Raw genomic sequence first — 15,632 nt, forward strand, 5'->3', positions numbered from 1 at the left:
TAATACTAATTGTAGATAAAATCTGTTCAACAATAGGAGGACATTGGCATGAAAGATTTAATCAAGCGACATGTCTTAAACGGCGAATTTGAATCTGTGAAACGATTAATGTCCGAATCAGATTTTATGGAATTTGAAGAACATTACATTTCAAGTGCGCATGAAGCAGAAAGTGTTATGTTTTATACGTGTATCTTAGATATGATCAAAGATGGAGAAACAGCTGAAATGCATGATTTAGCATTCTTACTCCTTGTTTATCCATTAAGTGACTTAGAAGGTGCATTGGATTCTGCTTACTATCATGCAGAAGCTTCCATAAAACTCACTGAGGGCAAAGAAGTGAAGAGTTTACTACAAATGTTGTTGCTCCATGCAATTCCTGAACCTGTTATTTCTGATAAAAAAGCTTTCGATATTTCTAAACAGATCTTGAAATTAGATCCTAATAATAACGTAGCCCGTAATATCCTTAAACAGACAGCGAAACGAATGGATAACGTGGTGGTCAGCATTGATGAACTGAACCAAAATCGTGATGCAAAATAATGAATTTAAAATGAATTAAAGGGTATCTCACATGAGGTATCCTTTTTGTTTTGCACAAAAGTGATATTTATCCATAAGTTTTACTAATGGGTATGTTTACAAAGTTTAATGAGTAATTCTATCAAATTGAGGGTAATTTATTGTTGTGTTTGGGTAATTACACTTAACGGCTATTGCGCAATTGAGTGTTTTATTGTTACTATATACTTTTCATGGAATAAGTAATGGCCTTTTTCAGAAAAAGACAGAAACATAAGCTATGGATAGTAAGTATTAACGTTGGCAAGCATTGTTTTTAATTACACGAGGAGGTATTCAACGTTATTATGACGTTTAATAAAGAAACAGTAAAAATTGGCTTTGCCTATGTCGGTGTAGTCGTCGGCGCAGGTTTTTCAACAGGCCAAGAAGTTATGCAATTCTTCACTGAATATGGTCTATGGGCTTATATCGGTGTTTTAATTTCAGGTATTATCTTAGGATTCATCGGAAGACAGGTCGCAAAGATAGGGACAGCTTTCGATGCTGAAAACCACGAATCAACTTTGGCATATTTATTTGGAAAATACGTTGGACGGATCGTCGACTATATACTGGTCTTCTTCTTATTCGGAATTTCTGTCACAATGATTGCAGGGGCAGGTTCTGCATTCCATGAAAGTTATGGCATCCCTACATGGTTAGGTTCACTGATTATGGTAATTGCTATTTATATTACATTACTTATGGACTTCAATAAGATTGTCCGCGCACTTGGTGTGGTAACACCTTTCTTAATCATCTTAGTGATTGTGATTGCAGGTATTTACCTATTTAAAGGTCAAGTGCCATTTAATCAAATTAATGCAGAAATGCCTAAGACAAGTCCGCTTTGGGGCATTATCATGGGAACAGTTTACGGCGGTTTAGCGTTTGCGGTAGGATTTAGTACAATCGTCGCTATCGGCGGTGACGCAAGTCGTAGAAGAGTATCAGGTGCCGGTGCAATGTTCGGCGGTATCATTTATACGATTCTGTTAGCATTGATTACATTTGCATTGCAAACTGAATTCCCAGCAATCAAAGAAGCGGCTATTCCAACATTGACATTAGCGAATGGTATTCACCCAATCGTAACAATTGTATTGTCAATTGTGATGTTAGCCGTAATGTACAACACAATTTTGGGTCTGCTTTATTCATTCGCAGCAAGATTCACAACACCTTATAGCAAAAAATATCACATTTTAATCGTGATTATGATGCTTGTCGCTTACGGATTAAGTTTCGTAGGTTTCTCAAGTCTGATCAACTTCTTATACCCAACAATGGGTGTTATCGGACTTGCGATTGTTATTGGCGTGTTAGTGAAATATTTCAAACGTAAAAAAGAGAATGAACAACATATCGCATAAATTGCCCAATGTGTGACATTTACTAGATATAGCAGAAAACTTATGAATAATGAAGGTCAACTTACTGCTTGTAAGCAGTAATGATGAAAACAATAGGTATAGCGCAGCTGATTTTGCTGCGCTATTTTTCTTGATTTCACCCTTTGAGATGACTTTAAATATAAAGTATAATAAATACAAACTGGAAATTATCTTGCCGATAGAATAAAGAGAGGACTTGGTAATCAAATGAACAGTCGAAGAAAAAAATGGCTGGCAATCGGTGCGATTATCTTCGTGTTATTAGGCATCGCTGTCGGTGTTGGTATAAAACTTTATATGGACTATCAACATAAACAAAATATGAAACCTAAAGTCGCGATTAACAATAATAATGTAAAGGTCTTTAATAATATTACATATAGTAAAGCATTCCCGAAGAGTCAGCTTGATATCATCACACCAGCAGAATTAGATAAAGATGTGAAATTACCAGTGATTTTTTGGATGCATGGCGGCGGCTTTATTGCGGGTGATAAACAATATAAAAATCCATTGTTGGCAAAAATCGCAGAACAAGGCTATATTGTAGTGAATATTAACTATGCTTTAGCACCACAGTACAAATATCCGACCCCTTTAATTCAAATGGATCAAGCTGTAAAATTCATTAAAAAGAATCCGCATGAATTGCCGATTGATTTTACGCAAGTGGTGTTCGGCGGCGACTCAGCAGGTGCACAGTTATCCAGTCAATTTACTGCGATTCAAACAGATGAACAGTTAAGAAAAGATATGCACTTTAAACAACGTTTCAAACCGAAAAATATTCGTGCAGCTATCTTTTTCGGTGGTTTCTATAACATGAATACAGTTAGAGAAACAGAGTTCCCACGTATTCAACTCTTTATGAGAAGTTATACTGGTACAGAAGAGTGGGAAAGTGAATTCAGAGATTTATCTGAAATGTCGACAGTGGAACATGTCACAAAAGATTATCCACCGACTTTCTTATCTGTTGGGGATGCAGATCCATTCTTCAGTCAAAATCAAGAATTTGCACGGGTTTTAGAAGAAGACGGTACATCAGTCGATACATTCTTTTTTGATGGGTCACACCATTTAAGACATCAGTATCAATTCCATTTAAACTTACCAGAATCAAAAGAAAATCTAGTCTCTGTACAACGTTTCTTAAGTAGAAATACAAGCTCAACAACGATTAAAAATCCAGATGAGCAATTTGAACCGATTCAATTAAATCCTTATAAGGATTAGTATGTTAACAACAGATCATATTTTAAAAGAAGTATCACAAAGTAATTGGCTTTGTAGATACTTCTTTTTGTTATAAGATAATAAGTGGGTTATATGTAAAATAGAAAATGAAAGTAATAAAAAACCTGATATGTTTGTGACATATCAGGAGAAATATTAGTGCAATAGTTTAGCCATAACGTATTCACTATAGTATTTATTATCTATTTTGAGTTTATCGCGCATTTCGCCTTCAATTTGATAGCCTGCTGATTTGAATAAGTCTACAGCATGCTCATTTTGAGGGACAACTAATGCTTCTAAACGACGAATATCGTGATTGTATGCCCATGCATCCACTGCATTTAATAATGATTGTCCAACACCTTTGCTGCGGTATTGTGCGCGAATGCCAAGACGCACGCGTGTTTCGTGGCGTGTACGTTCATATTCGCGAGATGTGACAATCGCAAAACCAATCAACTTACCGTCGATTTCTGCAAGATAAATAGTATTCGATGGAGAAGTGATAAAATGTTCAAGCTGCTGTAATGCGCTTGAAAGAGATGGCACATATTCGCCAGGGCTATACAGCATATAGCTAGATTCATCATAGATATCTTTTAATAAAGCAATATATGCATCTGCATCATTGATACTTATTTCTCTAATCGTATGTTCCATAGACACCCTCCATAATATAAGGTAGTATTACACTGAGTATAGCGTAAATGACGATTGTCTGCATCGTTTTTAGTTTCATTTTACTTTAAAATGATAGAACGCAATGATTGTTAGAGAATCGCACAAAGATAAGTGTAAAATAAAAGTTGTGAAATGTAAATGAAACAGTTTTGAAATAATTTCGAAATAAAAACAATAGGTGATAACATGAAAATTTTATTGGTAGAAGATGACAAGTCCTTATTTGAACAATTAAAAAAAGAACTAGAACATTGGGATTTGCAAGTGTCTGGTATTGATGATTTTAATCAAGTTATGGAAGCATTTGAACAGGAACAACCAGAAATTATTATCATGGATGTAGAGTTGCCGAAATATGACGGGTTTTATTGGTGTCGTGAAATACGTAATCAATCGAATGTACCTATCTTATTTTTATCAGCGAGAGATAATCCAATGGATCAAGTTATGAGTATGGAACTAGGGGCAGATGATTTTATGCAGAAGCCTTTCTATACTAATGTCTTAATCGCGAAGCTTAAAGCCATATATCGCCGTGTATATCAATTCAATCTAGAGGAGCAACGTATGTTGTCATGGGGCGATGTCCAAGTGGACCTTGGTAAAGGCGTATTAGAGAGAGGAAATGAAACCGCACATCTTTCTAAAACTGAAATGCTTATTCTAGAGATTTTATTAAAACATCGTAATCAAATTGTCAGTCGTGATGAGATCATTACGGCGTTATGGGATGATGAAGCGTTTGTGAGTGATAATACGTTGACGGTTAATATCAATCGACTACGTAAAAAGTTAGCAGACTTTGGATTAACTAATGCGATTGAAACACGGGTCGGCAAAGGATATTTAGCACATGACAATATTTAAACGTATCTCAAATTACTTAGTCTCTCGTTTGAATTGGTTGGCGTTGATTGTTGGCTTTCAAATCTTTTTAGTGATTTTAGCTGTACTAGATCAAAATTTATCTGTTGAATCTATGCTTTATGTCGTTTTATGTAATGTTATCTTCACATTGGTGTTCCTCATTTTTTCTTACAACTATGAAACTTCGTTCAACAAAAAATTGTCTGAAATGAAAGAAGTTGAGGAGTTGAAGCATAAAGAAGCGGCCAATACTCCGATGGAAGAAGAAGTCTTACAATATTTATATCTGATGATTCAAAGACAAAAACAAATTGTATCTAGGCAATCTGTGCAATTAAAAGAAAATGAACAAAGCCTAACGGAATTTGTGCATGAAATTAAAACACCTTTAACCGCATTGAAATTAATCATTGATCAAGAAGAAGATATGACTCGTCGACAAGCTTTATTGTTTGAATGGTCACGCATGAATGAAATGTTAGACCAACAATTGTATTTATCACGATTAAGCCAAAAGCACCAAGATTTATATTTTGAAGGCGTTTCATTAAAACGTATGGTGATTGAAGAAATTCAGTTAACACGTAATATTTGTAGACAGCGTGGTATTGGGTTCGATATAGACTTTAATGAAGAAGATAAGGTTTTTACAGATATGAAATGGTGCAAGATGATGATTCGCCAAGTCCTTTCAAATGCGGTGAAATACAGTCAAGCGGGTACAGAGATACAAATCATCACTAAAGAAGTCGAAGGACATATTGTGCTTGAAATCAAAGATACAGGACGCGGAATTGCTTCTCAAGATATGCCGCGTATATTTGAACGTGGTTTTACGTCAACACAATACCGCCACGAGACAACTTCTTCAGGTTTAGGTTTATATTTAGTGGATCAAATCAAACAGCCATTACATATACAAGTATCGGTTGATTCTATTGCAGAAGAAGGGACAACAGTCTCTTTTATCTTCCCTAAACAGAACGAAATGTTAGAACGTATGTCTGAAGTGACAAAATCGTCACTTTAAACATGCGTTTTGTAATATCAAATCAACGACCATAAAATCACTTATGCGTACACTATAAATACAAGAGTTAAGAAAAAAGGAGCGCAAAAAATGGAAATTCTAACAGTATCCAATTTAACAAAAGTATTTGGAAATAAGCATGTGGCGCATGAAGTGCTGAAAGGCATCTCGTTTAAAGTTGAAAAAGGTGAATTCATTTCAATTATGGGACCGTCTGGTTCTGGTAAAACGACATTATTGAATATGTTAAGCTCCATTGATTATATAACACAAGGTTCAGTGGAACTTAACGGACATCAATTGCAGAAATTAAGTAACAAAGCACTGTCAGAAGTGCGTAAAAAAGAAATCGGCTTTATTTTCCAAGATTATAATTTATTAGACACATTGACAGTTAAGGAAAATATTATGTTGCCGTTATCTATTCAAAAGTTATCCAAAAAAGAAGTGGATGCACGATTTGATGAAGTGACAGAAACATTAGGTATCAGAGATTTAGCAAATAAATATCCATCTGAAGTTTCAGGTGGTCAGAAACAAAGAGTTTCTGCAGCCCGTGCATTTATCACACGTCCAGCAATTATCTTCGCAGATGAACCAACAGGGGCGTTAGATTCTAAAAGTGCACAAGATTTATTAAGACGTTTGAAAAATATGAATGAACGCTTTGATACGACTATTTTAATGGTGACACATGATCCGGCAGCAGCCAGTTATTCAAACCGTGTCATCATGTTGAAAGATGGTCAAATACATTCTGAGCTATACCAAGGTGAACGTTCTAAACAAGCGTTCTATAAGGAAATCATTCAAGCACAAAGCGTCTTGGGCGGTGTGTCTTATGACGTTTAGACATATTGTATTAAAGAACTTAAGACAAAACATCAGACATTATGGTTTATATCTTTTTTCTCTCATAATGAGTATTTCCTTGTACTTTAGCTTTGTGACATTAAAATATACAGAAACAATCAATAATAGTGAATCTTCGAAATTAATTCAAAAAGGCGCGAGTTTAGGTAGTGTTGTACTGTTCATTATCATTATAATCTTTTTAATGTATGTGAATCAGCTCTTCATTAAACAAAGAGATAAAGAACTTGGACTCTATCAATTAATCGGATTAACGAAAGCAAATGTAGTTCGTATGTCGATGTTAGAGCAATTTGCGATATTTGTTGTCACAGGTCTTGTCGGCATAGTTGTCGGCTTAGTAGGGTCTAGAATTTTATTATTGATTGTGACGAAATTAATGCAAATGAATGAAACGGTACATTTGCATTTCAGCTTAAAAGCAGTAGGCGCAACGGCATTGATGTTAGTAATTGCGTACATCTTAGTTATTGTTCAAAACGCATTCTTTATCAAACGACGTTCCATTTTAGGATTAATGCAAACTCGTCGTACGGCTGATGTGAAATCAAATAAAATTACAGTACTTGAAGCAATCAGTGGTATTGTAGGGCTTGCGATGATTATTTCAGGATATGTTATGGCGGTTGATACAAAGCTTTTAGCGAATATGGCTATTCCGTTTTTAATTTTATTCCTGACAATTGTCGGTGCTTATTTATTCTTTAGAAGTACGGTATCTTTATTATTCAAGACATTGAAGAAAAGAAACAAAGGCCAAGTTTCAATTAATGATGTCATTTTCACGTCATCTATTATGCATCGTATGAAAAAGAATGCCTTATCTATAACTATTATTGCGGTCATTTCTGCGATTACAGTAACTGTACTTTGTTTTAGTGCTATACAAATGAAGATGGAAAAAGTGCAACTCAATATGTTTTCGCCATATGATGTGACATTACAATCGAAACATGATGTGGATTTATATGAAAAAGCATTAAAAAAACATCATATCGATTATGACTTAAATTATAAAGAGTTGTTGATGGTACAGTCTCAGAAGAATAATTTATTTAAGAAAAATGTCGGCTACGAGATAGGTATTCGCGTCACAAGTGAAAAATATGTCGAGAATGCAGGGCTCTCTGATCATACCGCAAAACTTTCGCACCCTTTTGGAACAGGTCTGTTCTTAAAACCGATTACTAACGATTCATATGTAGCATTTCAAGATAAACAAGGACAACAACTCTTCCGTGTGAAAGTACAAGACACTGAACTTGATACACGTTTCAGCTTGCTTACGTTACGTGGCGGTGTGTTGGTAATCGTCAATGATGAAGACTATCGTTTATTGAAAGAGAAAGGGCAAATAGATAAAGATGACCTTTCTCCGCAATATGGCTTTACTATTACAGATAAATCTCAAATGAAAGAAGCTTCGAAAGCATTGGATGAAGTTGATCCAGGTTATGAGACAAAAGAAGAAATAGCTAAGGATAATAGAGAAAATAATGGTATGTTCTTATTCATATCATCATTCTTAGGTATTGCTTTCTTAATTGCGGCAGGTTGTATTATCTACATTAAACAAATGGATGAAATAACAGATGAAATCGGTAACTTTAAAATATTGAGAAAGCTAGGTTATACACAAAATGACATGCGTCACGGTTTAAAACTTAAAATCATGTTCAACTTTGGTTTGCCATTGATTGTAGGTTTGGCACATGCATACTTTGCATCATGGGCATTCTTGAATTTGATGGGATCTGATGATCATTCTCCAGTCTTTATCGTAATGGGAGTTTATACATTGATTTATGCATCATTTGCGATTATTGCTTATATACACACAAAACGTACTATAAAACAGTCAATATAGTATAGAATAGTAAACTTACTTCGAAAACTTGAAATAATGAGTTTTCGGAGTATTTTTTTGGATTGGAATGTGTAAGAATGGTGAAGTTAGGTAAAATTTTTAGAGAGGAAGTATTTACTTTTCGCTTAGGATTGTGGAAATTTTGAAAACTTAGCGAAGTAATCGGACATTACAATTATGTTCAATTGTTAAGATTTTGTAAATAGAATTGTAGTGTTGTAAATTTTGTGCTATTTTCTTTTTAGGAAGGTAAAATTTATTTGAAGCTAGTGTGAAGATGGTATACATATTAGTTTCAAAAGTATCACACGATTACTTTTTACAATTATATACTTTTGAGTTCAAATTTATGAAATGTGATTGGGAAGCAATCGCTGAAAATGGAGGATTTTCAATGTTTAACAAGAAAAAGGATAAGTTCATGGTTAAATTGGAGGAAATGGTATTCAATTTAGATCGCGCAGCAATTGAGTTCGGGAAAATGGACTTTAACACACACCTAGATTTAAAAGCTTATTCTGATAATATCAAAACGTATGAGTCACACGGTGACGAATTAATGCACCAAGTAATCTCAGACTTGAACCAAACGTTCATTACCCCAATCGAGCGTGAGGATATTTTATCTTTATGTAACGCTATTGATGATGTTTTAGACGCAATGGAAGAAACATCAGCAATGTTCGAAATGTATTCAATCGAGTATTCAGATGAATACATGGCTGAATTTGTAGATAATATTCAAAAAGCAGTAGCTGAAATGAAATTAGCTATCGGCTTATTAGTAGAAAAGAAACTTTCTCACATGCGTATTCATTCAATTAATATTAAAGAGTTTGAAACAAATTGTGACGGTATTTTAAGACAATCAATTAAACATATCTTCAATAGTGAAACAGACCCAATCACATTGATTAAAATTAAAGACATATATGAAAGCTTAGAAAACATTGCAGATAAATGCCAAGCAGTCGCAAATAATTTCGAAACAATTATCATGAAAAATAGCTAAGGAGTAATATAAAATGGATTATATTATAATTATCACTGTAGCTATCGTTATTTTTTCATTGGTGTTCGACTTTATTAATGGTTTCCACGATACAGCGAATGCGGTAGCTACTGCAGTGTCGACAAGAGCACTGACACCAAAACGCGCAATCTTTTTAGCAGCGATTATGAACTTTATCGGTGCATTAACATTTACAGGTGTAGCAGGGACAATTACGAAAGACATTGTGGATCCATTTAAATTGCAAAATGGATTAGTCGTGGTATTAGCGGCTATTTTCGCAGCGATATTCTGGAACTTGTTAACATGGTACTTCGGTATTCCAAGTTCTTCATCACATGCCTTAATCGGTTCGATTGCAGGTGCAGCGGTTGCATCTCAAGGTTCATTTTCAGTGTTGCATTTCCAAGGCTTCACTAAAATTATTATTGTGTTGATTGTATCGCCATTGATTGCCTTTTGTGTAGGTTTCATTATGTATAGTATTGTTAAAGTCGTATTTAAAAATGCGAATTTAACAAAAGCTAACCGCAACTTTAGAATATTCCAGATTTTCACAGCATCATTACAATCATTCTCACATGGTACAAACGATGCGCAAAAATCAATGGGTATCATTACACTAGCTTTAATTGTTGCGAACTTACAAGATGGTAACAATGTTGAACCGCAATTATGGGTTAAAGTAGCCTGTGCTGCCGCTATGGGTCTAGGTACAGCAGTAGGTGGTTGGAAAATCATCAAAACTGTCGGCGGTAACATTATGAAGATTCGCCCAGCTAACGGGGCTGCTGCAGATTTATCTTCAGCATTAACAATTTTCGTCGCATCTTCATTACATTTCCCATTATCAACAACACACGTTGTATCTTCATCTATCCTTGGTGTAGGGGCATCTAACCGCATCAAAGGTGTGAAATGGAATACAGCGCAACGTATGATTGTGACTTGGGTAATTACATTACCAATTTCAGCATTCGTCGCAGCAATGATTTACTGGATTATGAATATTTTCTTATAATCAATCTCAATCATTGAGACATAAACATAGAGAACATTAAATAGAAAGCGGATCATTTTCTGATTTTGAAAATGATCCGCTTTTTTGCGATAAATCGGTCTTAGAACTATATAAAAGCTATTGAGGCGCTCAGTTTGATTAGCATGTTACATCATCTATTGGTTTTCAAATATAAGTCAAAATAAAAAGACGATGCGTCATCGTCTTTTTAGATTATTAATGAATGTAGTTATAGCTAGAAGCCATTGAAGCAGGGATTGTACGGTAGTCGACAATGCCTGGAGGTGTATTGTAGTTCATTTCAGAAATTAAAATGCTGCCATCACCATTCACTTGTTCTACATATGCAACATGACCGATTGGTCCTTCATAGTTTTGCATAATTGAACCAGCTGCAGGTGTGTTGTTTACTGTGTAACCGTCAGCTTGTGCATTGTTTGCCCAATGATCTGCGTTCCACCAGTATGTACTGATTGGTTGGCCTGTTTCAGCACGACGATTGAATACATGCCAAGTACATTGTCCCCAGTCATATAAGTTAGCATGATTAAATGTCGGTGATTGGTTCGATGCAGGTGTAGCTGTAGGTGTACCGCCTGAACCACCAGCTGCGCCAGAAATTTTTAATTGTTGGCCAGGGTGAATTAAATAACCATTCAAGCCGTTAGCTGACATGATTGCCTCAGCAGATGTACCGTATTGATTAGCAATGATATTTAATGATTCACCAGCTTGCACTGTATGAGTGCCACCAGAAATGTTAACAGTCGCCCCTGTATTTGAACTTTGACTGCTGCCATTTACTGTAATGACTTGGCCAGGGAATACCATATTATTCGATAAATTGTTATCTTGTTTAATGCTTTCGATAGAAGTGCCGTATTCTTGTGCAATAGACCAAAGTGATTCACCGGCTTGTACTGTATGCTGTGTCGATGCATCAGCATCTTGTTGAGTAAGCGCTAAGGCTGCACCTGTTGCAACTGAAAATGTAACTGCTAACTTTTTCAAATGAGATTCCTCCTCTAATAAGTTTGGTTCAGTAATTATACATTCGTTTTATATTTACTATGTAATACGAATATCAATCATTATTTCTATACTTCCACATCTTATCAAAAATATGCGGTGATTTGTCGGTTGTTACGTGCTTGTAATAATTTTTAATAAAACCTGAATTGTCTAAAATTCAGAAAACACTAGACAATATAGGGTTTATTGAAGGAAAATTTGGATTTTGACAATACTAATGTAATGTTTGTAATGAAAAATGACAATACACTAAAGCGCTTTGAAGATTTATAGTTGCTAAATCAGAAAGTGGAAATCAGAATACACTCTATGAAATAATAATTAACAAATAGTTTCAATGAAGGAGTTGAACAACTTGGTAAACGCAACACATACTACCTCTAAATCGAGTGCTTATGCGAAGGTTTGGCTTTACTTTATGTACTTTTGGATTATTTTTGGTATTGGTACATATTTTGGCCAGTATCTGCCTGATGCTTGGAGAAGACCGCTCTCTATCGGTTTGACGGTATTAATTTTGATTTCGTTATTTGTGAATCGATCACGTAAATTCGGCTTTTTAATTTCTAATATATATGCTGTAGCAATTGGGTTATTAGCTTATGCTGCATTTACGACATACATGCAGAATTTGGGTCCAGAGTTATTTTATAAAAACGTAGCACTTGCAGTAGGTGCCTTTATTGCGTTTGGTGTCATTGGATACTTTTTCGTGCAGAATGCATCAAGTATCGGCAAATATCTATTTGTAGTATTAATCGCGTTAATTGTGGCCACTTTAATTGGTTTCTTTGTGCAAAACCCGATTTTTTATACTGTAATCAATGTTGTAGCAGTTGGCTTATTCTTGCTGTATACATTGTATGACTTTAACAGATTGAAACGAGGACAATTTGCACCAAGTGAAATGGGCTTTAATTTATTTGTGAACTTATTGAATATTATTATTAATATCTTAAGTTTAGCTAATCGTTTTAGAGATTAATATCATCAAGAATAGGACTGGAACAAAGAAAAACAATGTTCCAGTCCTTCATTATATTATACAATCTAGTTATCATTGATAAGAATAGTACGATATAATCATACGTTACGTAATTTGAAACAACATAAAAATACTATTAAATTTTAAAATTTGTGTCTAATTGCGTTGTGTGCTAAATTTGTAGAGTATAGTCCTAGAGAAATTACAGGAAGGAATAAAATAAAGAGAGATGTATCATTACGACTTAAAACAGCTTATTTTATTAAAGGTTATATAAATGAGAAGTAGTATTATCGATTTATACGCAGCTGAAAATTTGCCAGCCAATCGTTGTTATGATGGAGTGTTATTACTTTGGCCAGTAAACGATACAGCAGAAATCCAAAGGTCCGCTCAAGTTGAAACAGTAAATAACACGGTTTGTCTCATCAACCATAATGAAGTTTTTCAAGTTTCGAAAAACAAAAAGATGATGATGGTTTATGTTGCGAGTGATTGGTTCCTTGAGAAGGATTTCGCTTTTTTTAATTATTGCTTTAATATTCAAATGGTTCAGTCGAACAGTAAAATTGAAAAAGCAATGTTGATTTTATTGGAAAAGTATCTTGAAGAAACCTTGACAGAAGAACGGATTAAAAAATGTATTAGTGAGATATGCGACATTTTAATTGAAGAGGCGAGTGTTGAAATCAAACATACGTCACACCAGTTAATTGCCTCGCTAGATTATAGAGAAAAGAAAATCGTAGATTATATCAACGAACATATTGGAGAGAAACTAACTTTAGAGACAGTAGCTAAAGAAGTTTATATTTCTCCGACAACACTCTCTTCTTCCTTTTATAAAATATTTAATATGGGTTTCAGGAATTACATTGAAACATTACGAATTGGACTTTCTATAGAATTGTTAGTAACGACTGACCGAAAAATTTTGGATATCTCTGAAGAAGTAGGTTTCAGTAATTTCAGTGGTTATTATCGGAAATTTAAACGTCATTTAGATACCACGCCTAATGACTACAGACATAAATCTAAGCTGAGTAAAGACCTTTGTTATTTAGTAAAGGATCAAGATTCTGAAGTCAGTGAACAAGGTAAAAAAGTATATTTAAAGAAAATCAAAGACATACTGAAGAACTGGACAGAAGATAAAGAGAACATTATTTATGTAGATAATAATAATCCCATCTATTCTCCTACACGTCCGTTTGTGATGACGATTCAAATTCGCACGCTTGAAGAATTGAAGGAAGTGATGGTTTATCACAGGCATCAAGAAATCTTTGATTTCGATGATGAAGTGATGTTCTTAATCCATCCAAGTATACCAACGATTCATCAACATTTTAGCACGAGTGAACTAGTTGCTATGCTTGATACTATCTATCAAAGCAATGCGAGGGTAGCTTTTGAACTTGAATCAAAAGAAGATATTGATTATGTGAAACATGAATTATTACAGTCACGTGCATTTACAGATCATCAAGCCTATGCAGATCTTAAAAAGGATACATCTAAGATTTCGATTACATTTAGTTTGCAGAATCAATCGTTGAAAGACATCTATATACAAAAAATGAGAATTAAAGAAATTGGGTTTAATGTTAATTTTAACCTAGATGTCACTAAATTGTTTAATGATCCTGAAAAATTTAAAGCATTAGAACTCCCAATTAAACGAGTGAATTTTGATTATTTCTTTATTGATAATGAAAAGTTGAAAAATCCTTATTTGGAAAAATCTTATAAAAAAATGCCGATGAAACAACTAGCCAATTTGAATACGCTGCAGTCAGTTATGAAACAGGTTCATTTAGAAGAACGTAAATATATACTGCTTAATGTTCCGAATAGAAAATTATTGAATGAAGATATGAGTCTCTTAGATAGCACACCATTAATGATGTATATGTTTATGCGCTTTTATAGTATCTTATCTGGAATCGGCGTGGATTTATATCAACGTACTGATACGAATATCGCATTTCTTTTTGATACAAATGGTTTCAAAACCACATTGTACTTTTTATATAGACAGCTGTCTGGATTTGAGACATTTTATTTCTATGAAGATGATGCTTGTCTCATGACACGTGGGGATGAACATTACAGTATTATTGTCTATGACTGGCGTATTATTGAAAATGAAATACATGAAGGTAACCAAAGTTGCCATCGTTTCTATATCGGTTTTAAAGATAAAAGTTTAAGAGACAATTATTTGGTAACACGTGAAGTAACAGATTATAAACACGGTAATATCAAGGAGATTATTTCACCTAACATTCTACATTTAAATGGCCAAAAGATTTAAAACGTAAGATAAAAAACGCCAATAACCCAAAGTTTGATGTATTTGAACACAACTTTAACAATGGCACATTGAGTGTTGATGTTGAATATAATTCATTGCAATTGATTTCTTTATATAAAACAACGAAATAGATTGAAGTTTATAAAAGGTAATTGTATTTTATACAATTCAATTTGTCGTACTTAGGAAAATTGCAAAGACAATGTGGGGAAACACTAAAGACTTTTAGAGTTTTAATATTCATACTTAATGTATTATATCGATATAAAATCTGGAGGCGTATACTTTGAAAAAAAGTAACTTAGAGAAATTGCTCAATGAATACAAAAAATTTATGGATTTGACACGTTTCATTGAAGAAACATATAAAATCAACATGAATGACTTTGTAATACTTAATTGTGTTCATGAGAATTGCACCGAAGAAAAGATGTTAATGCAGCCCTTTTTAAAGATTGCAACAGATTCATTTGAAATTAGCCGAACTAAAGTTTTGGCATCCATTCGTAAACTAGTCAATCAAGACCGTGTCAGCAAAGTCCGTTCTGAGTCTGACGAACGTAAGGTTTATATTTATATGGATGATAAAAACATAGAAAAACTTGATCAAATGCTTAAAGACATTGATAAGTTCTTAGGTTGATAATACATCTGAACACCCCATACTAGAGAGATATAATATTGTGGATGAACAGCCCAGTTTTGGGCTGTTTCAGACCGTAGACAAACTACCGTTATAACTTG

At 34.1% G+C, this 15,632-nt stretch carries 14 protein-coding genes; 12 read left to right on the forward strand and 2 right to left on the reverse strand.

All coding sequences use genetic code 11. The features are described 5' to 3' along the window. The first annotated feature begins 48 nt into the window (after window positions 1-48). The 3 genes from HMPREF2846_RS06235 to HMPREF2846_RS06245 all read left to right on the forward strand — a co-directional run bounded on the left by HMPREF2846_RS06235 (window position 49) and on the right by HMPREF2846_RS06245 (window position 3,200). A complete protein-coding gene (locus tag HMPREF2846_RS06235) occupies window positions 49-549 on the forward strand; it encodes a hypothetical protein (RefSeq protein WP_002481433.1) in 501 nt (166 codons plus the stop codon). Between the two features lie 326 nt (window positions 550-875). Next, window positions 876-1,943, forward strand: coding sequence for a YkvI family membrane protein (locus HMPREF2846_RS06240; protein ID WP_070626162.1), 1,068 nt, complete (start codon window positions 876-878; stop codon window positions 1,941-1,943). A gap of 228 nt (window positions 1,944-2,171) precedes the next feature. Beyond that, a complete protein-coding gene (locus tag HMPREF2846_RS06245) occupies window positions 2,172-3,200 on the forward strand; it encodes an alpha/beta hydrolase (RefSeq protein ID WP_002481435.1) in 1,029 nt (342 codons plus the stop codon). A gap of 156 nt (window positions 3,201-3,356) precedes the next feature. Here the strand turns inward: HMPREF2846_RS06245 and HMPREF2846_RS06250 are convergent, their stop codons facing one another. Continuing rightward, window positions 3,357-3,863: a GNAT family N-acetyltransferase gene (locus HMPREF2846_RS06250; RefSeq protein ID WP_002481436.1), complete on the reverse strand. Its 507-nt coding sequence runs from the start codon at window positions 3,861-3,863 to the stop codon at window positions 3,357-3,359. 207 nt (window positions 3,864-4,070) lie between these two features. On the opposite strand from HMPREF2846_RS06250, the gene HMPREF2846_RS06255 reads away from it, so the two are divergent. The 6 genes from HMPREF2846_RS06255 to HMPREF2846_RS06280 all read left to right on the forward strand — a co-directional run bounded on the left by HMPREF2846_RS06255 (window position 4,071) and on the right by HMPREF2846_RS06280 (window position 10,554). After that, window positions 4,071-4,751: a response regulator transcription factor gene (locus tag HMPREF2846_RS06255; protein WP_002481437.1), complete on the forward strand. Its 681-nt coding sequence runs from the start codon at window positions 4,071-4,073 to the stop codon at window positions 4,749-4,751. Then, window positions 4,738-5,781: a sensor histidine kinase gene (locus HMPREF2846_RS06260; RefSeq protein ID WP_070626164.1), complete on the forward strand. Its 1,044-nt coding sequence runs from the start codon at window positions 4,738-4,740 to the stop codon at window positions 5,779-5,781. The genes HMPREF2846_RS06255 and HMPREF2846_RS06260 overlap by 14 nt, the downstream gene beginning before the upstream one ends. 90 nt (window positions 5,782-5,871) lie before the next feature. After that, window positions 5,872-6,633, forward strand: a complete 762-nt coding sequence (locus HMPREF2846_RS06265) for an ABC transporter ATP-binding protein (RefSeq protein ID WP_002481439.1) — start codon at window positions 5,872-5,874, stop codon at window positions 6,631-6,633. Beyond that, entirely contained in the window at window positions 6,623-8,521 is a 1,899-nt protein-coding gene (locus HMPREF2846_RS06270) for an FtsX-like permease family protein (protein ID WP_070626166.1), read from the forward strand. Before HMPREF2846_RS06265 ends, HMPREF2846_RS06270 begins: the two co-directional genes overlap by 11 nt. Before the next feature lie 394 nt (window positions 8,522-8,915). Beyond that, window positions 8,916-9,533 carry a DUF47 domain-containing protein gene (locus tag HMPREF2846_RS06275; protein WP_002481441.1) on the forward strand — a complete coding sequence of 206 codons (618 nt, stop codon included), beginning with the start codon at window positions 8,916-8,918 and terminating at the stop codon, window positions 9,531-9,533. A 13-nt stretch (window positions 9,534-9,546) separates the two neighbouring features. Beyond that, complete coding sequence (locus HMPREF2846_RS06280; RefSeq protein WP_002481442.1) at window positions 9,547-10,554, forward strand: inorganic phosphate transporter; 1,008 nt, start codon at window positions 9,547-9,549, stop codon at window positions 10,552-10,554. A 216-nt stretch (window positions 10,555-10,770) separates the two neighbouring features. Here HMPREF2846_RS06280 and HMPREF2846_RS06285 read toward each other — a convergent pair whose 3' ends face one another. After that, window positions 10,771-11,565, reverse strand: coding sequence for a CHAP domain-containing protein (locus HMPREF2846_RS06285; protein ID WP_023015435.1), 795 nt, complete (start codon window positions 11,563-11,565; stop codon window positions 10,771-10,773). 358 nt (window positions 11,566-11,923) lie between these two features. Here HMPREF2846_RS06285 and HMPREF2846_RS06290 point away from each other — a divergent pair, with 358 nt between their 5' ends. The 3 genes from HMPREF2846_RS06290 to HMPREF2846_RS06300 all read left to right on the forward strand — a co-directional run bounded on the left by HMPREF2846_RS06290 (window position 11,924) and on the right by HMPREF2846_RS06300 (window position 15,531). After that, a complete protein-coding gene (locus tag HMPREF2846_RS06290) occupies window positions 11,924-12,571 on the forward strand; it encodes a Bax inhibitor-1/YccA family protein (RefSeq protein WP_070626168.1) in 648 nt (215 codons plus the stop codon). 277 nt (window positions 12,572-12,848) lie between these two features. Further along, window positions 12,849-14,888, forward strand: a complete 2,040-nt coding sequence (locus HMPREF2846_RS06295) for a helix-turn-helix domain-containing protein (protein ID WP_070626170.1) — start codon at window positions 12,849-12,851, stop codon at window positions 14,886-14,888. A gap of 286 nt (window positions 14,889-15,174) precedes the next feature. Further along, a complete protein-coding gene (locus HMPREF2846_RS06300) occupies window positions 15,175-15,531 on the forward strand; it encodes a transcriptional regulator, SarA/Rot family (RefSeq protein WP_002481446.1) in 357 nt (118 codons plus the stop codon). Window positions 15,532-15,632: the final 101 nt, after the last annotated feature.

Origin of the sequence: Staphylococcus sp. HMSC056G08 (assembly GCF_001812305.1) — a bacterium.
GTDB lineage: Bacteria > Bacillota > Bacilli > Staphylococcales > Staphylococcaceae > Staphylococcus > Staphylococcus simulans.